The sequence below is a fragment of the Arenibacter sp. 6A1 genome (assembly GCF_012272855.1).
GTDB lineage: Bacteria > Bacteroidota > Bacteroidia > Flavobacteriales > Flavobacteriaceae > Arenibacter.
Genome location: NZ_JAAXCQ010000002.1, coordinates 88,379 through 114,390, shown reverse-complemented (window position 1 = coordinate 114,390; position 26,012 = coordinate 88,379). Strand labels below are relative to the sequence as shown.

The window sequence follows — 26,012 nt, the reverse complement described above, 5'->3', positions numbered from 1 at the left end:
GTTTTTTGTAAATTCCATCATTCAAGCGGTTTAAATGAAGTATATATTATTGAGTTTTATAATAGTTGTGTTTTTGTCGTGCAACGAGAAGGCAGCATATAAGTTTAAAATTGCAACGGATGATGGTGTTGCTGTTTCTCGGCCAATTTCTTTGAATATTGAAGCTTTAGGGCTAGGAGAAATGGAAAATCTTGATAATTTGGTCCTAATAAATGATGGTAAACAGCTTCCCTTGCAAATTGATCATGACCAAAAAAACTTTTGGTTTATCCATGCAGCCGATAACAAGAGCACGTATGAAATGGTAATAAAGGAGGACCATATCCAAAGTTTAGAAAAAATTGGAATGCTTAAGAACAATGGCAACCTTCAATTGGTTAAAGATTCCATACCCCTACTAACGTACAGATATGAAATGACCTTTCCTCCGAAAGGGGTGGATTCCATTTATAAAAAATCAGGTTATATCCATCCACTACTTTCCCCTTATGGCGATACGATTAGCCGCATACACCCACCAGATCATTACCATCACTATGGTATTTGGGGGCCGTGGACACATGTACAGATCGATGGGGAGCGAGTCGATTTTTGGAATCTTGTTAAAGGACAAGGCACCGTTCTTTTTGACGATTTTAATTGGGTGAGTTCAGGAAAGACGTATGGCGGGTTTAGTGTCCGGCAAAAACATATTAACTTAAAAGCTGCTCAGGATAAGCGAATAGCCCTGAACGAAGATTTGGAAGTTAAGGTCTGGGATTTGGGGCGCGCCGATAGATATATGGTAGATTATACCACTAGCTTTAGTTCTCCCTTGGATAATGGTGTTCTCTTTGAGGCCTATCGTTATGGAGGAGGACTTGGTATGCGCTTCACCGAACGTTGGGATAAGGATAATTCTTCGGTGCTTACCTCCGAGGGCAAGGATCGTCTCACGGCAGATGGTAGCAATGCTCGATGGTGCATGGTACGTGGAGAATCAGCCGATGGTAAGGGAACGAATGGTGTTTTGTTTCTAAGCAAGCCCGAAAATAAGTCCCATCCCGAGCCAATGCGTGTTTGGCCTATTGATGGTAATGAGGGAAGGGGAGATATGTTTTTTGAATTTTGTCCGATCCGTCACCAGGAGTGGAAAATAGAACCCTCTAAAGCGTATCGGTTAAGTTATAGAATGGTAGTTTTTGAGGATAAGCTCAGCGTTGAAGAAGCCGAATCTTATTGGCAACACTTTGCCGAGACTCCAGAAATAATAATAGAATGAATGATAGCGCGTGTCCCTTGGATAGGCATCCTAACAAATTAACAACATAAAAAATAGAAAGATGCAAAGAAGAAAATTTATTAATAACTCCCTGTTAACCACGGCCGCTGTGGTTGGTTTCCCTACCATTGTTCCCGCAAGTGTATTTGGAAAAAATGCGCCGAGCAATAAAATTAATATAGGACAAATTGGTTGTGGACGAATTGCCCGCGATCACGATATTCGGGATACCATTCGCTTTGATCAGGCCCGCGTTGTTGGAGTTTGCGATTTGGATTCTAACCGAGCGGCCGATGCAAAAATATTAGTAGATAAATATTACAAAGAAAAGACGGGGAAAGATAAATACATGAACACCAAGGTGTACGATGATTACCGCGAAATGTTATTGAACAAAGACATAGATGCCGTAATGATCAGCACCCCAGACCACTGGCATTCCCAGCCAGCTATGGAGGCGGCTTTGGCAGGAAAGGACATCTATCTACAAAAACCTACATCGCTCACCGTAAGAGAGGGACAACAGTTGCGCGCAGCGATCCAAAAAACGGGAGCCATTTTGCAGGTAGGGACGCAGCAAAGGGCCATGCCTCAATTTAGAATCGCGGCGGAATTGGTAAGAAACGGTCGTATAGGGAAATTGCACACAGTAAAAATCGGGCTGCCGGGAGATCCTGCAGGTCCGGAAGCAACACCCATGCCGGTACCTAGTAATTTGAATTTTGATATGTGGTTGGGGTCAACACCAGAAGTACCGTATACCGAGATTGGCGTACACCCACAAAAAGGATATGGCAGACCGGGATGGCTACGTTCTAGAAGCTATGGCGCTGGTATGATTACTGGATGGGGACAACACCATTACGATTCAGCTGCTTGGGGAATGGATACGGAACATACAGGACCGATCTCCGTTGAAGCGTTGGCAGAGTTTCCTAAGTCCGGATTGTGGAACGTGCATGGAGATTTCTTTGTGAAACACGAATATGAAAAAGGCATAACTGTTTATACCAGTGGAGGATATACTAATGGGATTAAATATATTGGGGAAGATGGTTGGATTTTCGTTTCCCGAGGTGCTTATACGGCTTCAGCCTCAGATCCGGTAGATAAAGAGAAAAGTAGTCAAGCTTTAAATGCCTCCGATCCTAAGATATTGGAATCGGTAATAGGAGCGAATGAGACACATTTATACAAGATAGACGATCAGCACGGAAATTGGTTAGATTGTATCAAGACTCGAAAAGAACCTATTTCACCCATAGAAAAAGGACATAAGGCTTGTGTAACTTGTTTGATTAGTGACATTGCCATGCAATTCGATAGGAAATTGGAATGGGATAATGAAAAGGAAATGTTTGTGAACGACGAGGAGGCAAACGCCTTGTTGAGTAGAGAGCAACGCGCTCCTTACGGAACCAATTATGTAAATGTCTAATCGATTATAAACCGTTAATTGGTGATGAGAAAAATAACAGCAGTACTATTGGTTTCCTTATGTTTTGCCTGTGCCGAAGGGCCTGAAAAAAACAAGAAGGCGCCTAAAGAAGACTCCTCCAAGGTCAAATTAATGACCTTGGACCCTGGGCATTTTCATGCAGCCTTAGTTCAAAAGACCATGTACGATCAGGTAGATTCTACCATCTATGTATTTGCTCCAGATGGACCAGAAGTAGCCGATTTTTTGGAAAAAATAGAATCATACAATACGAGGGAAGAAAAACCGACGGCTTGGAAGGTTGAAAAATATTTGGGTGCAGATTATTTGGAGAAGATGGTAGCCCAGAAACCAGGGAACGTCATGGTTGTGGCCGGAAAGAACTCTAAGAAAATAGATTATATTTTGGAAGCTGTAAAAGCCGGACTCAATGTTTATGCCGATAAGCCATTGGTAATAAATCCGGAAGGCTACCAAAAATTGGTGGAGGCTTTTAAAATTGCGGAGGAAAAGGGGGTTGTTATCTATGATATTATGACCGAGCGTTTTGAAGCGACTACTGCCATGCAGAAAAAGTTTTCTTCCTTGCCACAAGTATTTGGGGAACTATTGGAAGGTACTCCAGAAGAGCCCGCAATCAGCAAGGAAAGTGTGCATCACTTCTTTAAGCAGGTCTCTGGAAAACCTTTGGTGAGACCAGATTGGTTTTTCGATGTCAATGAGGAAGGGGAAGGAATTGTAGACGTAACCACCCACTTAGTAGATTTGGTGCAATGGGAACTTTTTCCCGAACAAGTCGTGCATCCTTCCGATATAGAAATGCTTAGTGCCAAACGTTGGCCTACCGTTCTGAACCTGGAGCAATTTACTGATGTTACCAAAAAATCGGAATTCCCGGATTTTCTTCAAAAAGACGTGAAGGAGAATGGACTTAATGTCTATTGTAATGGAGAGATGCTGTATAAGATTAAAGGAAAGTATGCTAAGGTTTCCGTGATATGGAATTATCAGGCGCTCGAAGGTACTGGCGATACTCACTATAGTATTATGAGGGGATCTAAAAGCGACTTAATCATAAAGCAGGGAGAAGCAGAGAATTATAAACCTGTACTCTATATAAGATCTAAGAACCATACGGATTTGAAACAAGCCTTGTCAAAAGCCTTGAAGAAAGAAGTGGCTGAGGTTTTTCCAGGGACAACAGCCGAACAAATTGGTGAGAATACTTGGAAAATAAATATTCCTGAAGCTTATAAAATAGGACACGAGGCTCATTTTGCCCAAGTCACTGAAAACTATTTACGGTATTTAGAAGCAGGGGAATTGCCAAGTTGGGAGGTGCCTAATATGCTCACTAAATATTATACCACTATAGAAGGGTATAAAATGGCTAAAGCAGAAGGAAGTAAGTAAACGGGCAGCCTTATACGATAGAATATCACAATTAGTAAAATATTTGAGAAACTCACGGTTTACTTAATCATATGTTTTACCTTAATATTTTAAAAACAATTAGTTATAATTTATATAAATGAATTCACTTTTTTCTATAGTTAATAAAATTTACGTTTTGTCTGGCGGTACGGGATCCTTGGGAGGTTCTATCGCAACCTATTTGGTCGATAATGGCGCCACGGTACTATTATTGGGTAGGTCCCAAGATAAATTGAAGGCCAAATGCCAAGAGTTAAATGATCTTCGTTCCGATAGCGCCCACTTCTTTGTGGTCGATGTACTGAACGAGTCGGAATTAAAATCGCTGAAAGAAACCATAATGACCAAGTTTGGAAAATTAGATGGACTGGTGAATTTGGCCGGGGGCAATATCCCTGGGGCTACCCTAACTCCGGAGCAGACGATTTATGATATTAAACTCGAAGATACCCAAAAAGTATTGGACATAAATTTGATGGGGACCGTTATCCCTACTATTGTATTGAGCGAGATAATGGCAGATCAAGGGTACGGAAGCATTGTAAATATATCTTCCATGGCTGCTAAGCAAACTATTTCTAGGGTCCTGGGGTATTCCATGGCAAAAGCCGGGGTTGATATTTTTACCAAATGGATGGCCAATGAATTGGCCTCCAAATTCAGCGATAAATTAAGAGTCAATGCAATTGCGCCTGGATTTTTTATAGGGAATCAAAATAGAAAATTGTTGACCAACGAGGATGGGTCTTATACCAATAGAGGTGAAAAAATTATTGCAAATACCCCAATGGATCGCTTCGGGGATACCTCTGAACTGAATGGGATGGTTCATTATTTGCTTAGCGATGCCGCTTCTTTTGTAACCGGAAGTGTGTATGAGGTAGATGGTGGTTTTAGTTCTTTTTCAGGAGTTTAGAGAATGGAGTTTTTAAAGAAAACATTCCGTTGGTTTGGTCCATCTTTTGGAGTGTCCTTACAAAATATCAAAGAGTTAGGAATTAATGGGATTGTAACCGCTTGCCACCAAGTACCTACTGGGGAAGTGTGGCCCTCAGAAACCATTGCCGCTTTAAAAGCTGAAATTGAATCCCATGATATTCAGTGGGAGGTAGTAGAAAGCGTTAACATTCATAAGGCTATAAAATATGGGCTTCCAGAAAGGGACGCCTATATTCAAAATTACATTGAAACCCTTAAAAATTTAGCTGAGAACAAAATCTACACCGTCTGTTATAATTTTATGCAACTCATAGATTGGACCAGAACAGACCTTAATTATCAATTGCCCACCGGAGCTATAAGCTTATTGTACGATCCTTTGGCCATTGCGGCCTTTGACCTTTTTATATTAAAAAGGGACAATGCAAAGGAGGTTTATGATGCGCGAATTATTAAAAATGCCGAAGTGTATTTTAATGGTTTGGATGCAAAGGGGCGTCTTGCCTTGGAAAATACTATTTTGGCCGGGATGCCAGGGTCTAAAGAACCTATATCCATGGAGGTTTTTAAAAGTACCTTGGAGGAGGTAAGCCAAATCGGGCGGGAACAACTCAAGGAAAATCTTGCTTACTTTTTAAGGGCCGTTATCCCGGAAGCGGAAAAATTAGGGGTCAAAATGGCGATACATCCAGATGACCCACCTTTTTCTGTTTTCGGTATTCCTCGCATTGCTTCAACCTATGAGGATCTTCTGTTTATTTTAAATTCTTATCCATCACCTTGTAACGGGTTAACCTTTTGTTCGGGTTCCTTAGGAGCCATAGCGAGCAATGATCTGCCTAAAATTGTACAAGATTTTGGAAAGCATATCCATTTTATTCATCTCAGAAATATTACTCGGGAAAAAGAGGGCCGCTTTTATGAAGCCGCACATTTGGAGGGCTCTATTCCTATGGGAAGGGTAATGCTCCAAATTATTAAGGAGCAAGTTCGAAGACATGAAAATGGATTAGGGGGGGTAGCTATTCCCATACGACCAGATCATGGACATCTTTTGCTGGATGATAAAAAGAGAAACGATCAATTTTACCCTGGCTATTCTCTCCTTGGAAGGGCAAAAGGGATGGCGGAACTCCATGGGTTAGAAATAGGGCTAAGAGAAGTGTTGCTGACCCAACCAAATGTTTCCCTATAGAAGAAGCTACTTGGAGGGGTAGCGGGCTTCTTAGACAATATAAAAAGGAAAGGGGAGCAATGGGATGTTTAAAGAGGGGCTAGCTGGTCTAATAGGGGGGAGTTTCCTGAAGTTTAATAATTAATTTGCTAAGGTTGTTATCTTTAGCAAAGCAGAAAATGAACTATATGCAAAATTGTAAGGCTATAAAGAGAAAAATAATAGGAGCGCTTTTGGGCGTTTCTATGCTGTTATTATCCGCTTGTTCGGAAATTAAAGATCAAAAAACGCTCTTTTTTGCCCATTCCCTACCTGTTACCCATCCGGTACATAAGGGGATTTTGGAAATGCAAAAGTTGTTGGCCGAAAAGTCGGGAGGGAAATTACAGATAAAAATATTTCCCGATGGCCAATTGGGATCCGAAAGAGAGATGCTAGAACTTTTACAAATAGGCAGCGTGGCCATGACAAAAGTGAGTGCGGCTTCCATGTCTAATTTTGCCCCGGAATACCGCGTTTTTGGCGTCCCCTATTTGTTTCGTGATAGCGAACATTTATTCAGTGTCCTAGAAGGGGATTTAGGGAAAAAAATATTGGAGGGAGGAAGCGACTACTTATTGAGAGGACTATGTTTTTACGACGCCGGCAGTAGAAGCTTTTATACCCTGGATGGATTTATAAAAACACCAGAGGATTTAAAGGGAAAAAAAATACGGGTCATGAACGATCAGATGTCCGTACAAATGGTAAATACATTGGGAGGGTCGGCAACCCCAATGGCTTATGGCGAATTGTATACGGCCCTACAGCAAAGGGTTGTCGATGGAGCCGAAAATAATGTGCCCTCCTTTGTAACTTCCAACCATTACGAAATATGCAAGTATTACACCATAGACGAACACAGTATGATCCCTGATGTAGTGGTGGTAGGGACCAAATTTTGGGAAACCCTAAGCGAAACCGAAAAAGGATGGCTGCAAGCTGCGGCAGACGAAAGCGTGGCCAAAGAAAAGGCCTATTGGAAAGAAACAGTGAAGGAAAACATGGAGGTGCTTAAAAAAGCCAATGTTCAAATTCATTACCCCGATAAATCTCTCTTTTCCGAGAAGACCAAACCTATTATGGAGGAGCTGATGAAGGATCCGAAAATGAATACATTAATCCAAAAGATAAATACCTACTGATGCACATATTGTTTCGAATTATAAATAAGGCCATTGAGGCCTTGTTGGTGTTGATATTTAGTTTATTGGTTATAGATGTTGTTTGGCAAGTGGTTTCCAGATATCTTATCGGCCAGTCTAGTTCTTTTACCGAAGAATTTGCCCGTTTTGCACTGATATGGTTGACCGTTTTGGGAGCTGCCTATATAAACGGTAGTAAGGAGGGACACCTGTCCATGGATTTTTTATTGGCGAAGCTCAGCCCAGAAAAACAACGGAAAAGATTAAAAGTCATACAAGTGCTCATGGCCCTTTTTGCCTTGGTCGTAATGGTTATTGGTGGTGGTAATTTGATGTATACCGTTTTAAAATTGGGTCAGATCTCACCAGCGCTCTTGGTACCACTTGGGTATGTGTACGCGATTGTTCCCATAAGCGGTATCCTGATCATATTTTTTTCTATTTATCACCTGACAATAACCCTAAATCCAAACCGAAATGAGCATTGAAACCCTAAGTATAATAGTGTTGTTTGTTAGTTTTATGGGCCTATTGGCCTATGGGGTGCCAGTTGCCTATGCCATTGGTATTTCTACGACCATCACCTTACTGATGAATATTTCTTATATGCCTGCTACCACGACCGTCAGTCAACGTATGACCACAGGGATCGATAATTTTGCGCTTTTGGCTATTCCCTTTTTTATTTTGGCGGGTGAGATCATGAATCGGGGTGGGATAGCTAACCGATTGATCGCCTTTGCCAAATCGCTTATTGGTAGTTTCCCAGGAGGTATGGCCTATGTTAACATTATTTCTGCCATGTTGTTCGGGGCTATTTCTGGTTCGGCCATTGCCGCGGCTTCGGCCATAGGGAGTACACTTACCGATAAAATGGAAAAAGATGGATATCCCAGAGAGTTCAGTGCGGCAGTAAATATTAGTTCCTCTACCACCGGTCTGTTAATTCCACCAAGTAATGTCCTTATTATTTTTGCCCTTGCCAGTGGAGGTACGGCTTCTGTAGCGGCCTTGTTTATTGCCGGGTATATTCCAGGGATATTGGTAGGAATCGCTATAATGACCATGGTGTATTTTTATGCGAAAAGAAAAGGCCTGCCAAGAGAAGAAAGAGTAGGGTTTAAACAACTGTTGCTCGACTTTAAAAATGCTATTTTAAGCCTTACCTTATTAGTTATAGTGGTAGGTGGTATTGTAGCTGGTGTATTTACGGCTACCGAAGCTGCGGCTATAGCGGTAGTGTACGCTATATTGCTTGGTTTTATAAACAAAGAACTGTCCCTAAAAGATTTTCGACCTATAATATTAAGAAGTGCTAAAACGACGGCCATTGTTATGTTTCTGATTGCCACTTCTATGGCCATGTCTTGGTTGTTTTCCTTTGAATCTATTCCACAATCCTTAACTGGATTTCTTATAGAGGTTGTTCATAATCCTTTTTTAGTGCTGTTGTTTATTAATATTACCCTGCTGGTAGTAGGAACTTTTATGGATATGACCCCGGCGGTGCTTATTTTTACCCCTATATTTTTACCGGTAGTGATGACAATGGGTGTACACCCGGTACAGTTTGGAATGATAATGGTTCTAAATTTATGTATTGGGGTCTGTACGCCTCCCGTGGGTACCCTTCTTTTTGTGGGTAGTGGAGTGGCCAAGGTACCCGTAACCAAAGTAATTAAACCTTTGTTGCCATTATTGGGGGTTATGGTACTCGTACTGTTGCTGCTTACCTATATCCCTGAACTTTCTTTATGGCTTCCAAGAGTATTTGGATTGATAGACTAAGAGATAATAATAACTGGAAAGATAGTTAAGAGTTTTCTAGATCCCCATTCATTCCAACAAAGGCTAATGAGGTCTTGTTTTAGCATTTTTTGCCGAAATAATACCTCATTAGCCTATTTTATTTTCGGATAGTTTTCCTCTGGACTTTTGTTTATCGATAGCTTTATCTCTGTTAGATATTTCTATGATCGCAATAGAAAGTTCAAATACTAGCTGCAATTCTTGATAAAAAGTTAGTTTGTATTTATGGCAGTATTACTGTCATTAATATGGTTGAGTAGGAGAGATTGTTTGTGTATTGTTAATTTTTTAACATTTTTAACAAATTAGTCAAAAAATATTAGAATCTCTCAGGGCAAGTATAATGGTGCCTAACACTGTAGTATTGGTTTTATCTATAGTAATAGCGTCTATACAGTTAAACTCTATGGGTATAATTTGGGATTCGCATCATTTTTGTGCATTATGGAGTGTAAATTAAGTATAAACTAAAAATTTTACATGAAAGTATTAGTAATAGGTGCAGGAAACATGGGCTTAACATATGCACAAGCAATGTCCAAATCAAAACTTTTAAAAAAAAGAAATTTAATGATATTGGACAGTTCCCATGAAAAAACCTTATCCTTAAAAAAGATTTCACATTTTGATGTTTATGAAAACCTGGAAGATTGTCTTCCTTTAGCAGATTTAATTTTCATCGCAGTAAAGCCTTATCACAGCGATGAATTGTTCAAAAAGATAAATGATTTGGGAAAACCAGGTCAGATTATCATCTCTATTATGGCCGGGGTTACTATTAAAACCATGCAGGAGGCCACTGGAATCTCAAAAGTTGTTCGTGCCATGCCTAATTTGCCGGCACAGATAGGAAAAGGGGTTACTTCTTATACCGCTGCCGATGAGGTAAGTCGAATAGAGTTATTGACGATAGAAAACTTATTGGACACCACGGGAAAATCCCTATTGGTAAGTAATGAGAATTTTATCGATGCCTCTACGGGAATCTCTGGTAGTGGACCGGCATACGTCTTTTATTTTATGCAAAGTATGATGGAAGCAGCTTTAAAAATGGGCTTCTCTCCAAACGATAGTAAAGTGTTGGTGAGCCATACCTTTGAAGGAGCTGTTGAATTGTTTAACCAATCCGATCTTTCGCCAAACTCATGGATGGAAAAAGTAGCCTCTAAAGGAGGTACTACCCGTGCGGCCTTAGATTCTATGGAAGACAATAATGTAAAGGAATTAATTAAAGAAGCTGCTTATTCAGCATTTAACAGGGCAGTTGAACTAGGAAAAGACAAATAAAACATGTACAAACAAAGAGTAGTTATAAAAGTTGGTACCAATGTAATGACCAACAAAGACAACAGAATTGTAAAACCAGTTTTAGATCACCTCGTACAACAAATTGCAGAACTCTATGAAAGAGATATCATGTCTATTTTGGTGTCTTCGGGTTCAGTGATCGCAGGAATGGAGGTCATGGGAGAAAGTACCCTTACCGATCAGGCAACACGGAGACAGGTATATTCTGCCATAGGACAACCACGAATGATGCGTCATTATTACAATATATTCCAGGATTACGGAATGAAATGTGCTCAGGTACTGGCGACCAAGAGGGACTTTAATCCCGGAATTCACCGTGAAAATATGATCAATTGTTATGAAGGGCTACTGTCTCAAGGGGTAGTGCCTATTGTTAATGAGGACGATGCCGTTACCTTGACAAAATCTATGTTTTCCGATAACGATGAGTTGGCAAGTTTGGTAGCCGAATTAACCAATGCCGATAAACTGATAATTTTAACGGATACAGACGGACTTTTTACTGGGCATCCAGATGATGAGCATACCGAAGTTATTAGCAACGTAACCGTGGATCAAAATGTAGAGAAGTATATTAAAACCATTGAAAAAGGAGAAGCCGAAGGAAGAGGGGGAATGGAATCTAAATTAAAGATCGCCAAGAAGACTGCTTCTAAAAATATTCCTACTTATATTGCTAATGGAAAATGGAAGAGAGTTATTCTCGATATTGTAGAAGGAAAAGACGTAGGAACTAAGGTTACGGTTTAATTATTAAAATTAAAGAATGAAATGAACACGTCTCAAAATTTGTCACAAAGACAAATGAAGATAGTGCATAACATTTCACCGTAAAAAAAATAATAAATATCCATAAATGAAATTAATAAGTACAGCAATAAAAAATAAAGTGTTGCAGTCTATGATCGATATCTTGGATCGCAGACGTGACGATATTATAAAAGCGAACAAAAAAGATTTGGAGCTTTTTGATAAAAGCGATCGTGCTATGTACGATAGGCTTATCGTCGATGACAAAAAAGTAGACGGAATGATCAAATCTGTTCAGGAAGTCATGCAACAAGAAGATCCGGTAGGGAAGGTCAAGTCCGAGAAAAATTTGGACAATGGCCTGAATATCCAGAACAAGACAGCTCCTTTTGGAACTATCATGATCATTTATGAGTCCAGACCCGATGTGACCATAGAAGCTGCCGTATTGGCTTTTAAAGCCAATAATAAAATTCTTTTAAAAGGAGGAAAAGAAGCCATTCACAGCAATATAATATTGGAAGCTTGCTGGCACCAGGCCTTGGAAGAAAATAATCTGGATAGCGATTGGATAAAGTTGCTTCATTTAAACAGGGAAGAAACCCAAGCATTCTTAAAAAAACCTACAGAGAAATTAGACCTGATCGTTCCCCGAGGAGGAGAACGCCTTATCGCATTTGTAAAGGAACACGCCCAATGTGCGGTCCTGATCAGCGGTAGGGGGAATAATTTTTTATATGTAGCCAAAGATGCCAACTGGGAACAGAGCATCAAGGTAATCCTCAATGCTAAAACCGATAAAATATCGGCTTGTAATGCGCTCGATAAAATATTGGTCGATACTAGGATTCCAGAATATGAAAATAAAATAAAGGAACTAGCAAGTATATTGAAAGACCAGGGGGTTTCCCTTGTCGTGGACGATACCGTAGGGCAAGTATTGAGCACTGAAGCTAAAATAGTAGAAGAATCCCTGTGGTACCAAGAGTTCTTGGAAATGAAATGTCTTATCGGGGCGGTAGAGAGTATAGAGGAGGCCGTTGCGAAGATCAATCAATATTCTGGTGGTCACTCTGCAACCATCATGACCAAGGATCAAGGTTTGGCCATGGAATTTATGGACCAAGTAGATAGTGCCGCAGTATATCACAACGCCTCTACCAGGTTTACCGACGGTGGACAAATGGGCGTGGGCGCAGAATTGGCCATAAGTACCGACAAATTACACCATAGAGGTCCCCTTGGCTTAGAGCAATTGGTGACCAATAAATACTATGTTTTTGGAGATGGACAAATAAGGGTGTAACTCAAATTTAGCGTCTTTATAATTAACATACAGCATGGTACTAGTACCATATAAGAGCGGGGCAGTTGCCCCGCTTTTATTTTTTAGAAACTAAAAACATCATTGATTTTACCATTAAAATCGTAGCTGTTGGTAAAATTTGCAGATAACATAACAATATCGAGGCTTATTTTTTACTTCGGTAAGCTAGATTTTAGCGCTATTTTGTACCTTGCCCTTGTATGGTTTGTTTAGGAGCTACCATCAGCTATTTAACCAATGATTATGGAAAACGACAAATTAAAAAAGGCAATTCAACTTTTTGACGAGGCGAATGCATTAGATCCCAATAGCGAGAAGTATCAGGGCAAGGAGTATCCCAAAGAACTCTTATATGCCATGCGTATGACCGATAGGTTAAATGCCTTTGCTCCTAATGCTAGCGAGGCCCTACAGCTAACTGCCCGTTGCCAGCATATTTGTCGTTGGGAAATTGCTAGGGATTCCTATGAAATGAACCGGGAAGGATATTTGCGATGGAGACAGGACCTTAAAAAATTTCACGCAAAAAAAGCCAGTGACATCTTAACAATAGTAGGGTATGATCGGGCAACCATAGATAAGGTTGTATTCTTGCTAGAAAAGAAACAATTAAAGAAAAACGAAGACACCCAGACCCTAGAGGATGTGATTTGTCTGGTGTTTTTAGAGTTTTATTTTGATGATTTCACCAAAAAACATCCAGAAGAAAAGTTGGTCGATATCCTTCAAAAAACATGGCGCAAAATGTCGGATCAAGGCCATGATGCGGCATTGAAATTACCGCTGCCCGAAACAAGTATAAAGTTGATAAAGAAAGCATTGGCATAATCCCTAAGACAAAAAGATGGAGCGGAACGAACTATACCCTATTTTTTTAAAAGTATCCCAATTGAATGTTTTAATTGTGGGAGGGGGCAATGTTGGATTAGAGAAACTAACCTTTATGCTAAAATCTAGTCCCCATGCCAAGGTAGAGATGGTGGCCCCGGATTTTTTGGAAGAAACCTTGGAATTGGCAAAGAAACACAATGTCGTAATTACCAAGGACAGCTATGCTCCTGCCTATTTGGAAGGAAGGCATATGGTCATTGCTACGACCGATAAGGTAGAAATTAACGAACAGGTATACCACGATTGTAGGGCTAGGCATATATTGGTCAATGTAGCCGACAATCCTCCCTTATGCGATTTTTACATGGGCGGTATTGTAACCAAAGGTAACGTAAAAGTGGCCATTTCCACCAATGGAAAATCGCCTACTACCGCGAAACGATTACGACAATTTTTTGAGGACGTTATTCCAGAGAATATTGACGACTTGGTTAAAAACCTGAATGAATTCCGCAAAACAATAAAAGGCGATTTTGAAGAAAAAGTAGAGACTTTGAACGAATTTACCAAAGGCTTGGTCAACAAGAAAAAAGAGTAAAGTTAGTGGCCTCTTTTAATGGCCATATTCTAGGTGCTCAAAGCCATTCTTCCCAGGACATTCTATTGTATCAAACTATAGGCTAAAGTAAACGATGCTTGTATAGCCAAATAAATAGTGGCCTTTTCTTTCCTATAAAAAATGCTTTTACGAAAGCGTTTTCGTTACCCTATTCTTAATAGATGAAACTAATGTATCTACTTTAAATACAGCGTTGTAGTCTTGTTTTTGTAATGTTCGGATAACAATATAGAATTCCGTCGATAGCCTTCTATTCTTCCTAAAGGCGGTATATGAGTCTTATTGTGATATATTTGAGAGAGGGGTAAAATTCTTTTTATTCCTACCAAATAAGGAGTTTTATAAAATAAGGGTATGTATTATTTAGGATTAGATATTGGGAGTTCTTCCATTAAAGTGGCTTTGGTAGCCATGGCGACAGGGAAGCCCGTAGGGGTAGTTCAACAACCTGAAGAAGAAATGGGAATGCTGGCCCTTAAAAGAGGATGGGCAGAACAGGACCCCAAGGAATGGTGGCAACACTGTTGTAAGGGCATACAAAGAATAAAAAAGCAATTTGGAATTTCCGAGACTCAAATAAAAGGGATCGGTATTGCCTATCAAATGCACGGGTTGGTAATGCTCGATAGCGAAGGAGAACCATTGAGAAAATCCATTATTTGGTGCGATAGTAGGGCCGTAGATATTGGTCATGAGGCCTATGCGGCAATAGGGGAAGAACGTTGCAAGACCCACTTGCTAAATTCACCCGCAAATTTTACTGCTTCAAAATTAAAGTGGGTTAAAGAAAATGAACCCGATATTTATAAAAAGACCCATAAAATAATGTTGCCGGGCGATTATATAGCCTATCGCTTTAGTCATATCATGAATACTACCATTTCTGGGCTTTCGGAAGGTGTTTTATGGGATTTTAAGGAGAATGATATTGCAGCGATGTTGATGAAGTACTTCAATATTGCTCCCGATCTTATCCCCGATATCGTTCCGACCTTTGGCTTACAGGCAAAGGTAGATGCCCAAGGCGCGCAAGAAAGTGGCTTGGAAATAGGGACCCCAATTTTTTATAGGGCCGGGGACCAACCCAATAATGCCCTGTCCTTAAATGTCTTCAATCCTGGAGAAGTAGCCGCGAACGGAGGTACCTCCGGGGTTGTGTATGCCGTTAGTCAGGCGATATCCGGAAAGGAAAGTACACGGGTAAATAATTTTGCCCATGTAAACTACAGTAAGGAAACCCCTAGAATTGGAAAATTATTAAATATTAATGGCGCCGGAATTCAGTACCGATGGTTGCTGAACAATTTGGATGTTGATTCTTATGATGAGATGAATGCCCTGGCGGCCAAAATCCCGGTTGGGGCCCAAGGCGTTTGTATGATCCCTTTTGGGAACGGCGCAGAACGGATGTTGAACAATAGGGAAGTGGGCACCCGATTACTGAACGTAAACCTAAATATTCATAACAAGGCACATATCTGTAGGGCGGCATTGGAAGGGATTGCCTTTTCTTTTGCCTATGGGATGGAAATTTTAACATCCGATGGTATAACAATAGATGTGATGCGTGCGGGAAATGATAATCTTTTCCGCTCAGAAATATTTGCCACTACCTTGGCAACCTTGGTGTCTCAAGACATTGAAATTTATAACACCACCGGAGCAATAGGAGCCGCCAGGGCAGCCGGAATTTACGAAGGCGGCTTTGAGGAGTTTAGTGCCTATACCCTCAAAAACGACCATGTAAAGACTTATGGGCCGCTAAAGGATAAAGAAACTTACCTAAAGGCCTATGATGTTTGGAAAAGAGAATTGGAATTAATTATTAATAGTTAAAAAAATAGAGATGGCTTTACTAGGCGATAAAGAATACTTTAAAGGTATTGGTGAAATTAAGTACGAAGGCAAGGATTCGGATAACCCTTTGGCTTTTAAATACTACAATCCAGAGCAATTAGTAGCAGGGAAGACCATGCGGGAGCATTTTAAATTTGCCATCGCGTATTGGCATAGCTTCTGTGGGCAAGGTTCGGATCCTTTTGGACCTGGGACGCAAAATTTTGAATGGGACCAATCTTCAGATCCGGTTCAAGCGGCCAAGGATAAGGCAGATGCGGCCTTTGAATTTATTGGTAAAATGGGCTTCGATTATTTTTGTTTTCACGATTTCGACCTTATTCAGGAAGCAGCAAGTTTTGCTGAATCGGAAAAGCGTTTGTTAACGATTACCGATTATATCAAAGAAAAAAAAGCAGCCTCGGGCATTAAGTTGCTTTGGGGAACCGCCAACTGTTTTTCCAACCCACGATATATGAACGGAGCAGCCACGAATCCAGATTTTAATGTAGTGGCCAGGGCAGGCGCACAGATTAAATTGGCCTTGGATGCCACCATAGCCCTGGGAGGAGAGAATTATGTGTTCTGGGGTGGCCGTGAAGGCTATATGTCCTTATTGAATACCGATATGGGGCGCGAACTAGATCATATGGGGCAGTTTTTGGCAATGGCCAGGGATTATGCACGGAGCCAAGGGTTTAAAGGAACCTTCTTTATAGAACCAAAACCTATGGAGCCTTCTAAACACCAATACGATTTTGATACCGCAACGGCCATAGGATTCCTAAGGGAATATGGATTGGAGAAGGATTTTAAGATCAATGTAGAAGTCAACCACGCTACCCTGGCCCAACATACCTTTCAACACGAACTGGCCGTGGCGGCAAAAGCCGGAATGTTGGGAAGTATCGACGCCAATAGGGGCGATTATCAGAACGGATGGGATACCGACCAGTTTCCTAACAATATTCAGGAGACCACAGAAGCCATGCTGGTATTTTTAAAGGCAGGCGGCCTACAGGGTGGAGGCGTTAATTTTGATGCCAAAATCAGAAGGAACTCTACCGATATGGACGATCTTTTTCATGCGCATATCGGAGGGGCAGATACCTTTGCCCGTGCTTTGATAACAGCAGATAAAATAATAAGCTCCTCGGCCTACGACAGTTTACGTAAAAATAGGTATAGCTCCTTTGATACCGGGAAAGGTAAAGATTTTGAGAATGGAGCCTTACAATTACAAGACCTTTATAAGATAGCACAGGAGAATGGGGAGTTAAACCTACAAAGCGGAAAACAAGAATTATTCGAGAATATCATCAATCAATATATTTAAGTAGTGATCCTGTATTTTTCTTGGCACGCAGCCCTAGTGCTTTTCAGGAAAATGGTAAATTAGTAGCGCTTTGATTCCATAAAAAGCTGTTTAAAAATCTTTTTGAACAGCTTTTTGTTGTAAAGGGATATTGATATGAGAAAAATTGCCTTAAAAGATATTGCCGAACACTTTAATGTTTCTGTTTCTACAGTTTCTAAGGCCATTAACGATAGCCATGAGGTGAGTAGGGACCTAAAAACCAAAATCCGTGCCTATGCCAAGGAAAATAATTACAGGCCCAATAAGATAGCCTTAAGCTTGTTGAACAAAAAGACCAAAACCATTGGGGTCGTCGTCCCCAATATTTTAAATTATTTCTTCACCCAAGTGTTTTCGGGCATAGAAAAAATAGCCACGGAGAAAGGTTTTAATTTGTTGAGTTGTATCAGTGATGAATCTTATGACAAAGAGGTAAGAACCCTAGAGTTTTTGGGCGCAGGCACCGTAGATGGATTAATAATTTCTATGGCCGAAGAAACCCAGTTTAAAAACGATCTAAGCCATTTTAAGGACCTGTTGGGAATGCAAATTCCTTTGGTAATGTTCGATAGGGTTTCAGAAGATATCTGCTGTGATAAGGTGGTGGTCGATGATTTTGAGGCGGGATATAAAACAACCAACTATTTTTTAAACACGGCTTGTAAAACCATAGCGGTGGTTTCTGCCATAGATCATTCTAGTGTTGGTCGCCTTAGGGTTGAAGGATATCGTAAAGCCTTGGAAGAGGCCCATATTGATTATGACGATAAATTGGTGGTAAGGGTAGGGAAGAAAGACGATTTGGACCTCCTAATGTCCTTTTTGCTTAATTATAAATCTATAGACGGGATTATGGCTATGGATGAAATTACAGCCGTTGAAGTAATGAAAATAGTGAAATCTAGGGGCTATAGGGTTCCAGAGGATATTGCTGTTATCGGATTTACCAATGGCAAATTATCAAAGTATGTCAGCCCGGCATTAACTTCGGTCAGTCAGCATGGAACCTATATCGGAGAAACAGCAGCGAAAATCCTGATCGAAAGGATAGAAGCTTCTTCCCCCTCGGAAGCTTATACGACCAAAGTGATAAAGACAAGTCTAATCGTACGCGATTCCACAAAAAAATTGACATAAAAAAAGAGGCCGTTTTAAAATTTTAAAACGACCTCTTTTTCAATAAACTTCGTACAGTTACTGTATAGGAACTAGTTTGTTCTCAACAACTTTCTGCATATAATCGATATGTGACAAGGCTTTTTTAGTGAAATCGAACAAGCTTAAAGACCTGTCCAAGTTCTGGTTTTCGTAAGAAACCTTGTAATAGATATTATTGTTAAGGTAATCTGTAAGTGCTCTTAGACCGTGGATAAACGGCATAAAAACGGCTCCCCAAGGTAAAAGGGATATCTCTTCCTTAGTTAAAAAAGCACCATTAACGGCTAAACCTTCAACAAAGGCTTCGAACAAGTTTTGCTCAAAAGTTATTTTTGAATGGTCCTGTTCGTCCTCACTGGCAGTATTTGCGATGGTTCTAATGGCATCACCAAAATCATAGTAAAAATACCCCTTCATGACAGTATCCAAGTCAATAAGGCAAAGAGCCTTGTCGTCTTCTTTTGAAAAGAGGATATTATTTAATTTGGTGTCGTTATGACAAACTCTTAAAGGCAATTCTGCATTGTTAAGGGCTTTTAATTTTTCCAAGGTATCCTTAGCAAAAACAATAGCATCCTTTGATATGGCTAGTTTCTTAGGGTCGGCATTTACCAAGGCCTCCTCAAATTGCTGCTGTCTTAAAGACAGGTCGTGAAAACGAGGAATGGTATCTACATAATTTTCTATACTAGCATCGGCCAACAATTGATGAAATTTCCCAACAATACGTCCTGCCTCTTGGGCAATCTTCGTGTCTGTTGCATTGTCGTAGGCCGTAGAGTTACCTATATAGGTCATTAACCTCCAATAGCCCCCTTCTTCCTCTTTGAAATAGGTCGCGCCAGATTCGGTTTTTACCAACTCTATAGTGCTATAGGTAGGATCGACTAAATAAGAAAAGGCATCTTCGATATTATCCATAATGCCTTTCACATTCTGAAAAACATTTTGGTTTATTCGTTGAAAGATATACAAAGGGGTAGTACCGTCCATCACCAAATAGGTATCGTTAATATACCCTTGGTTAATGGTTTGTAATTGATATTCTTTTGGTTCAATTCTAAAATTGCCCAAAACCCCATTTATAGTGTCGTTTTTTGTAGCCATCATTGCTTATACCTTCTGAGCAGCTTCCCAAATTGGAGATGGGTAACCATTAGTGTCGGTCATTTTTTGTAATTCGCTTACCGCTATATCCTTGTCGTTTGCATAGGTGACTCCGAACCATTTACTGTCCGATGGGATAACATCTGCATCGATCATATCGCGACTGATCATTTCTTTTATGGCAAAAGGGAGATAAATCTCGCCCTTGGCAATATTTTTTTCGTCAGCAATAAATTCTTTAAGGTATTCTGTAGTGAAATCGAAAATAGAAGGATGGCATACCCAGAAGTTCATACTTACCAATTCTTCGCCTGTAAATTCTACATTGGCATCGGTATCTATAATCTTACCGTCATTGATTTCTATTTTTGTGTGCTCATTAATAGAAGTCAGTTTTCCATTCTCTGCCTGACAAACCCCTCTAGAAACCGATCCGTGTTCGGATAAGGTGTTTTTAAGGGTATAGGCTACCAATCCAAAAGTCTTGTCAGTGGTATTAGATTTCATAAAATCGGCAGCACTTTTAAAGGCTTCCTTCCCGTAGTAATCATCGGCATTGATAATGGCAAATGCTCCTTTAATTACATTTCTGGCAGTCCAAACGGCATGGGCAGTTCCCCATGGCTTAGCACGCTCCCCACTAAAGGTAACTCCTTCTGGTAGGTCAGAAACCTCTTGGGCTACTACGTCTAATTTAATGTTTTCTGGTAATCTCGCGGATAGGTAATCTTGTAAAAAAGCTACATTTTCTTTTTTGGTAACGGCAACAATATGCTTGAATCCGTTGTTTAGTGCATCATGAATACTAAATTCCATTAAGAATTCGCCCTTAGGACCAAGTTCATCAAATTGTTTTAGTTTTCCATATCGGCTTCCATTTCCGGCTGCCATTAAAAGTAATGTCATAGTTGCTAGTTTTTATTTTGCAAAAATATGGTTTTTATGATAAAGGTCTCCTGAAATCACATGATTTCCAAATTTTTATCATTATCTAAGATTTGTTTTAGGAATTGTGAATATTTTGAAATAAGCCAAATAGGAAGATTCTAATACCTATAAACTGTTCTAGGAGCCATGGTAAATACATGGATTTTAGTATGCTGCAATAGCTAAATCGGACCTATGTTTTTAACACTGTAATTACAATTGAGACGGTAACCTGACAGTTGTCATGTTTTATCCCCATCTGCTGCGGTACATTTGTTGGGAATTAAAAATAAGATATGCGCAACCTAGTACAAAAGTATAATGTTCCCGGACCTCGTTACACCAGCTACCCTACCGTCCCTTATTGGGATTTGGATACTTTTTCTGGTCAAGATTGGAAAAATAGTGTACGGGAAAGTTTTAAGGAGACCAACGAAAAAGAGGGGATTAGTCTATATATCCATTTGCCTTTCTGTGAAAGTCTTTGTACTTTTTGTGGTTGTCATAAACGGATAACAAAGCGGCACGAGGTAGAAAATCCATATATATCCCATGTATTAAAAGAATGGGATCTGTACTGTAATCTATTCCCTAACAAACCAAAAATAAAGGAACTTCATTTAGGAGGTGGTACTCCGACCTTCTTTTCGCCCGAAAATTTAGGGCGATTGATCAAAGGAATTTTTAAGCGTGCCGAAAGGGCAGAAGGCTATGAATTCAGTTTTGAAGGGCACCCCAATAATACCACCAAGGAGCATTTACAGACCTTATTCGATCTGGGCTTTAGGCGCGTGAGTTACGGGGTGCAAGATTATAATGAGAAAGTACAAAAGGCCATTCACAGGATTCAGCCTTTCGAAAATGTACAAAAAGTGACGCAATGGGCACGGGAAATAGGCTATACTTCGGTAAGCCATGATATTATTTTCGGCTTGCCCTTCCAAAATGTAGCAGATGTAGCGCACACCATATTAAAAACGAAGGAATTAAAGCCGGACCGATTGGCTTTTTATAGCTATGCTCATGTGCCTTGGTTAAAGGGGAATGGCCAAAGAGGCTACCAGGATGCAGATTTGCCAACAGCGGAAGAGAAACGTATCCAATATGAAAAAGGGAAAGAATTGTTGGTGGAAGTAGGGTATAGTGAAATTGGTATGGATCACTTTGCCGTTACAGGTGACAGCCTTTACAAGGCCATGGAAAAAGGTAGTTTACACCGGAACTTTATGGGATATACGGCTTCAAAAACTCAATTGATGTTGGGCTTAGGTGTTTCTGCAATTAGCGATAGCTGGTCTGGGTTTGCCCAAAATGTAAAAAGTTTAGAAGAGTATGGCCACCTGGTCGATAATAATATAATTCCTATTTATAGAGGGCACATGTTGTCGGAGGAGGATAAAATCATCAGAAAACATATATTGAATATAATGTGTACCTTCAAAACAAATTGGGGCAAGGAACCCGAAATTTTGGGTGAATTGCCACTGATAAAGGAAAAATTAAAGGAACTGTCTCTTGATGGTTTGGTGAGTCTGTCAGATACCGGGGTGTCGGTAACGGAGAAAGGAAGACCGTTTGTACGGAATATAGCCATGGCCTTTGATCTTTTATTGCATAGAAAAGAACCCAATACCAGATTGTTTTCAATGACGATCTAATTCTTTGATCTGAGAAAAACAACAAAATAGCAGGGGGAAGCGTTTTTTAAAAATATAGATAGTGATAAACGTAAAAATATAATAAGATGAAAAAAATTATTGTACCGGTAGATTTTTCAAAACAATCAGAAATTGCGTTAAAAGCGGCAGCTTCCTTGGCTAAAAAAAAGGATTCGGAAATTTATGTGCTACACATGTTGGAGTTGTCTGCCGCCCTGATGACTTATAACGAACATGCCCAATACGAACATGCTACTTTCTTAATAAAATTGGCAGAAAAGAAATTTGCTTCATTTTTAAACAGACCATATTTAAAGGGACTAAAAATTACCCCCATCGTCAAGCATCATAAAGTGTATAATGAGGTCAATGAAGTAGTCGAAAAGCATAATGTCGATTTAATAGTAATGGGCTCTCACGGTACCGACGGGCTTAAGGAAATATTTGTAGGTTCTAACGCCGAAAAGATGGTGAGACACTCCAAAATACCGGTAATGGTCATAAAGGACGAAATTGAGGACTTTGACATAAAGCGTGTTGTTTTTGCCTGTGACTTCAAAGAAGAAAATATAGAGGCCTTTAAAAAGGCTGTAAAGTTTGCCGATAAACTTTCTGCAAGCCTGTTTTTAGTGATTATAAATACCCCTGGAGATAACTTTTTAAGCACCTCCGATGCCTATTCCAGAATATCTAAGTTTTTACACAAGGCCTCTTCTGGCCTGAAAGTAGAGATTTACAACGATTATAGTGTAGAAAGGGGGATTCATAACTTCAGTAATAGTATCAATGCAGATCTAATAGGAATGCCTACCCATGGAAGAAAAGGGTTAACACACTTCTTTATGGGAAGTATTGGGGAAGATGTGGTGAACCATTCAAAAATACCGGTAATCACCTTTAAAATATAGCAAAATAACCGCTATTAAAAGCAGGGTTAAATCCTGATAAGATAAAAGCCTCGATGGGAAAAGAACTTCCGGTCGAGGCTTTTTTAGTGAGGTATAAAACCAACAAATAACTGGCTTTTATTTTTTGAACAAATTAAAGCGGATTTTTGGTGTCGGTTTTTCCAATATGGTTTAAGTAAAACTTCCAGGCTTGGTGGGCAACATCCCTTCCAAGTTGCAGGCCGGCCACATTGTCTGCCTGAATATGGTAACCTCCCATGACTCTCGATATGCCCGCCAAATTAGCGGTTTCGGTAAAACTAGGGAATTTTATGGTTACGGTATCCCCAACATTTTCGGGTTCGGTTAGTGCCCCAGGAACTAGCTGTACTTCTTCTCCGAAGAAATCGTCTCCCGTAAATAATCGTAAGGCTTCTGCACACCCACCGCTAATTGTACTATGTCCGGAGACATAACTAGGAAAGGGAGGACAAAGAAATTCTTCAGGAGAATAGGGCTGCCATTCGCTTCCCTTAAGTTCTCCCCATCCTTGCTCGCGGCCTTTCCAGCCATTAATAACCATATCGGGGTAATACGCATGTACCAAGGCATATGGCCTGGCCGAATCGTAATACATTTTAGCATCCCAAGAAGCAATAAAGGCATCCATAGCCGTTATTTGTGTCAAGAAATACATTTTTACGTCCATGTCCAAAGAGTTGGCATCCCTTCTAGAAACGTCTTGGGCAAACTTAAGCCAATGTCCCGCTTGTTGAACAGATTGGGGACCGTCTCTCATAAATTCTACCAGGGCTTTTTCTGCCTGACTTAGGTTTGTTTGAAGGCTGATGACTTCTTTCACCTCTTTTTCCATTTGTTCAGAACCCACTAGTGGTGGGGGGCCAGGTCTAAACTGATCCGCTGATTGAAGGGCAATTGGTTGTACCTTGTTCCAAAAGGGAGTTAAACAACTAGGGGCAAATTTACCGCCCTTGCCATCGGAGAAATATTTTGGCTGCCAGCGATCTATATCCACATTAACATCTGGGCTGTTTATAGGTTGGTAGTTGGTATAATCGTAATAGGGGGTGCCATCGGACCCTGGCTCTTCTCCATGTTGGTTGGCTCCATCAAATTTTCGAGCCTCTATAACTGCTTTCGCAGCAAGGTTGCCAATACCTTCCGGTGTTTTTGGATCTAAGGAAGTATTGTCCGGGTCCAGTCCTAATTCTACCATAAATTTTCGGAATAAATCTTGGTCCGAATAGTAGTATTCGCTCAAAGTTCGGAATGCGGCATAACTGATTGCTATTTCCTTTTGCTTTAAAGTTCGCTCAGCTTCAGCCTGCCTTTTTACGTCCTTTAAATATACGGGAACAGCAGTATCGTCATAGACAGACCAAGCGTCGAAAATAGAAATAAAAATGAGGCCCAAATAACGCGAAGTTACTGTAGGTCTTGGCTTAAATCTTTCCGTATCATTAGCGGTGGCCGTTAGGGCTACTTCTCCCCATTTATATGCAAGGTTTTTGGCCCCTAAGGGTTCAAGGGAACTTTCTGTTTTTGGGTGGTTTTTGCAGCTCAGTATAATAAATAGTGCACTGCATAGTAGGAATAGTTTATTTGTCATTGGTTATAAAGGAATAAATATTAATAAAAAGTAACTATATAGGTTTGGTTATAACAGAAAAAGAAGGGTTTGTAAAATATTTTAAGTGTGGCATTCCAGGTTGCTAGAGATTATTTGTTGTACCGGTTCGGGAGAAATATAGGGGATTCCCAAGCCTAGGCCTCTTAGAATAAAAAGGATACCAATAAGGACAACAAACACAGGGATTAACCGCTGTATGTTCTTTTTGCCCACCCCCTTTAGTAGGCCACTAAAATAGACGGCTATGGTCATTAAAGGTATGGTACCTGCTCCAAAAAGAAACATAAAAAGCATCCCTTGCCATGGGTTTCCCATCCCAATAGCACCGAAAATTGCCATGTATACCATACCACAAGGAAGAAAACCATTCAAAAAACCTATGGTAAAAAAGGTGTCCAGGGTTTTCTTTTTTAGCGCTTGGCCTAAGGTGTTTTTTAAGTTGGCTAAAAGCCCATAGATGGGTTTGGAAAAATTATACTTAGCAAAGGTATTGTAGGGGAGTAGTACCACAACGATCATGAACACCCCTATAATAATGGATAGCTTTTGTTGTTGTCCAAAAATATAGACCCCTTTTCCCAATAGCCCAAAGACCAATCCTAAAAAGCTATAGGCTGCCAGTCTTCCAAAATGGTATAAAAATATTTGAAAGAATTTCTTAAGCGGGTCCTCGCGGTCTACCGGAAGCATAAAAGCAATGGGGCCACACATTCCGACACAGTGGAAGCTCCCCATTAAGCCCAGTAAAAAAGCAGGTAGTAACATAGTTTTATTTAAAGAAGACGAGAACAGTTCAAAATTTATAGCGTTTTAAACATCAGTAGGTTATTTTTTCTTTGTGCATAAATACTTCTCCTTTATACTCCCAAGCAATTTTAATGTCCCATCGTCCCTCAACCATTCGGTTGTTGGGGATGAGTACTTGTGCCTCGGATAAACTTAAAGGGAAATTATAATCTAATTTCTTGTTAGAAGGCCGGTACATATAAACCTTTCCAGTCACCTCCGAAGGTGTTATAGTGTTGGGGAATTGTAACAAAAGACCTTCGGTCGTTTTTACAACTCTAATGGTTTGTTTATGCTTATTGGCATTGTTCTCGGCATCGATCTCTTTTTGAAACCCAAGTTCGGTCTTGTAATATTCCTCGGTGACCAAATCGTGGTTGGTCCTATCGTCCATGCTCATGCGTACTACAAAAAATAAAATGAAACTTATAAATGCTATAAATGCCAGTACTATGGATGTTCCCCAATTTATTTTCATGGTGTTTGTTTTTTAGGAGATTTTAGATACTCCCTGTGATTATTTTATGTTGCTGTATTTTTTGTGACGCCTTCATGCGACCCTTTAAAT

General features: G+C 40.1%; 23 protein-coding genes. 18 read left to right on the top strand and 5 right to left on the bottom strand.

From position 1 onward, the window contains the following. Positions 1-34 precede the first annotated feature (34 nt). The 16 genes from HCG49_RS01990 to HCG49_RS01915 all read left to right on the top strand — a co-directional run bounded on the left by HCG49_RS01990 (position 35) and on the right by HCG49_RS01915 (position 18,407). Positions 35-1,261: a PmoA family protein gene (locus tag HCG49_RS01990; protein WP_168467894.1), complete on the top strand. Its 1,227-nt coding sequence runs from the start codon at positions 35-37 to the stop codon at positions 1,259-1,261. A gap of 61 nt (positions 1,262-1,322) precedes the next feature. Next, positions 1,323-2,699, top strand: a complete 1,377-nt coding sequence (locus HCG49_RS01985) for a Gfo/Idh/MocA family protein (RefSeq protein ID WP_168467893.1) — start codon at positions 1,323-1,325, stop codon at positions 2,697-2,699. Between the two features lie 24 nt (positions 2,700-2,723). Then, complete coding sequence (locus HCG49_RS01980; RefSeq protein WP_168467892.1) at positions 2,724-4,112, top strand: putative oxidoreductase C-terminal domain-containing protein; 1,389 nt, start codon at positions 2,724-2,726, stop codon at positions 4,110-4,112. A 118-nt stretch (positions 4,113-4,230) separates the two neighbouring features. Continuing rightward, positions 4,231-5,049, top strand: a complete 819-nt coding sequence (locus HCG49_RS01975) for an SDR family oxidoreductase (RefSeq protein ID WP_168467891.1) — start codon at positions 4,231-4,233, stop codon at positions 5,047-5,049. 3 nt (positions 5,050-5,052) lie between these two features. Continuing rightward, positions 5,053-6,267: a mannonate dehydratase gene (uxuA, locus tag HCG49_RS01970; protein WP_168467890.1), complete on the top strand. Its 1,215-nt coding sequence runs from the start codon at positions 5,053-5,055 to the stop codon at positions 6,265-6,267. Positions 6,268-6,434: 167 nt separating this feature from the next. Further along, positions 6,435-7,430, top strand: a complete 996-nt coding sequence (locus tag HCG49_RS01965) for a TRAP transporter substrate-binding protein (RefSeq protein ID WP_168467889.1) — start codon at positions 6,435-6,437, stop codon at positions 7,428-7,430. Beyond that, positions 7,430-7,918: a TRAP transporter small permease gene (locus HCG49_RS01960; protein ID WP_168467888.1), complete on the top strand. Its 489-nt coding sequence runs from the start codon at positions 7,430-7,432 to the stop codon at positions 7,916-7,918. Before HCG49_RS01965 ends, HCG49_RS01960 begins: the two co-directional genes overlap by 1 nt. Next, entirely contained in the window at positions 7,908-9,218 is a 1,311-nt protein-coding gene (locus HCG49_RS01955) for a TRAP transporter large permease (RefSeq protein ID WP_205764325.1), read from the top strand. Before HCG49_RS01960 ends, HCG49_RS01955 begins: the two co-directional genes overlap by 11 nt. Positions 9,219-9,719: 501 nt before the next feature. Continuing rightward, entirely contained in the window at positions 9,720-10,526 is an 807-nt protein-coding gene (gene proC / locus HCG49_RS01950; protein WP_168467887.1) for a pyrroline-5-carboxylate reductase, read from the top strand. A gap of 3 nt (positions 10,527-10,529) precedes the next feature. After that, positions 10,530-11,300, top strand: a complete 771-nt coding sequence (proB, locus tag HCG49_RS01945; RefSeq protein WP_168467886.1) for a glutamate 5-kinase — start codon at positions 10,530-10,532, stop codon at positions 11,298-11,300. Positions 11,301-11,406: 106 nt separating this feature from the next. Further along, positions 11,407-12,606, top strand: a complete 1,200-nt coding sequence (locus HCG49_RS01940) for a glutamate-5-semialdehyde dehydrogenase (protein ID WP_168467885.1) — start codon at positions 11,407-11,409, stop codon at positions 12,604-12,606. Between the two features lie 264 nt (positions 12,607-12,870). Then, a complete protein-coding gene (locus HCG49_RS01935) occupies positions 12,871-13,455 on the top strand; it encodes a DUF4202 domain-containing protein (protein ID WP_168467884.1) in 585 nt (194 codons plus the stop codon). Positions 13,456-13,471: 16 nt separating this feature from the next. Beyond that, positions 13,472-14,056, top strand: coding sequence for a bifunctional precorrin-2 dehydrogenase/sirohydrochlorin ferrochelatase (locus tag HCG49_RS01930; protein ID WP_168467883.1), 585 nt, complete (start codon positions 13,472-13,474; stop codon positions 14,054-14,056). A 375-nt stretch (positions 14,057-14,431) separates the two neighbouring features. Then, a complete protein-coding gene (locus HCG49_RS01925) occupies positions 14,432-15,913 on the top strand; it encodes a xylulokinase (RefSeq protein WP_168467882.1) in 1,482 nt (493 codons plus the stop codon). A gap of 10 nt (positions 15,914-15,923) precedes the next feature. Further along, positions 15,924-17,249, top strand: coding sequence for a xylose isomerase (xylA, locus tag HCG49_RS01920; protein ID WP_168467881.1), 1,326 nt, complete (start codon positions 15,924-15,926; stop codon positions 17,247-17,249). Positions 17,250-17,384: 135 nt separating this feature from the next. Beyond that, positions 17,385-18,407: a LacI family DNA-binding transcriptional regulator gene (locus HCG49_RS01915; RefSeq protein ID WP_168467880.1), complete on the top strand. Its 1,023-nt coding sequence runs from the start codon at positions 17,385-17,387 to the stop codon at positions 18,405-18,407. A 57-nt stretch (positions 18,408-18,464) separates the two neighbouring features. On the opposite strand, the gene HCG49_RS01910 is transcribed toward HCG49_RS01915, so the two are convergent. Beyond that, the gene (locus tag HCG49_RS01910) at positions 18,465-19,538 is read right to left on the bottom strand and encodes a phosphotransferase enzyme family protein (protein WP_240938611.1); all 1,074 of its coding nucleotides are present in this window, start codon (positions 19,536-19,538) and stop codon (positions 18,465-18,467) included. A 3-nt stretch (positions 19,539-19,541) separates the two neighbouring features. Continuing rightward, a complete protein-coding gene (locus HCG49_RS01905; protein ID WP_168467879.1) occupies positions 19,542-20,441 on the bottom strand; it encodes an NDP-sugar synthase in 900 nt (299 codons plus the stop codon). A gap of 317 nt (positions 20,442-20,758) precedes the next feature. On the opposite strand from HCG49_RS01905, the gene hemN reads away from it, so the two are divergent. Continuing rightward, complete coding sequence (gene hemN / locus HCG49_RS01900) at positions 20,759-22,120, top strand: oxygen-independent coproporphyrinogen III oxidase (protein WP_168467878.1); 1,362 nt, start codon at positions 20,759-20,761, stop codon at positions 22,118-22,120. Between the two features lie 86 nt (positions 22,121-22,206). Further along, the gene (locus HCG49_RS01895; RefSeq protein ID WP_168467877.1) at positions 22,207-23,028 is read left to right on the top strand and encodes a universal stress protein; all 822 of its coding nucleotides are present in this window, start codon (positions 22,207-22,209) and stop codon (positions 23,026-23,028) included. 133 nt (positions 23,029-23,161) lie between these two features. Here the strand turns inward: HCG49_RS01895 and HCG49_RS01890 are convergent, their stop codons facing one another. From HCG49_RS01890 to HCG49_RS01880, 3 genes are all read right to left on the bottom strand, one after another. Then, positions 23,162-24,637, bottom strand: coding sequence for a vanadium-dependent haloperoxidase (locus HCG49_RS01890; protein ID WP_168467876.1), 1,476 nt, complete (start codon positions 24,635-24,637; stop codon positions 23,162-23,164). An 81-nt stretch (positions 24,638-24,718) separates the two neighbouring features. Beyond that, a complete protein-coding gene (locus HCG49_RS01885) occupies positions 24,719-25,423 on the bottom strand; it encodes a sulfite exporter TauE/SafE family protein (protein WP_168467875.1) in 705 nt (234 codons plus the stop codon). A gap of 52 nt (positions 25,424-25,475) precedes the next feature. After that, positions 25,476-25,922: a FixH family protein gene (locus HCG49_RS01880; RefSeq protein WP_168467874.1), complete on the bottom strand. Its 447-nt coding sequence runs from the start codon at positions 25,920-25,922 to the stop codon at positions 25,476-25,478. Positions 25,923-26,012 lie beyond the last annotated feature (90 nt).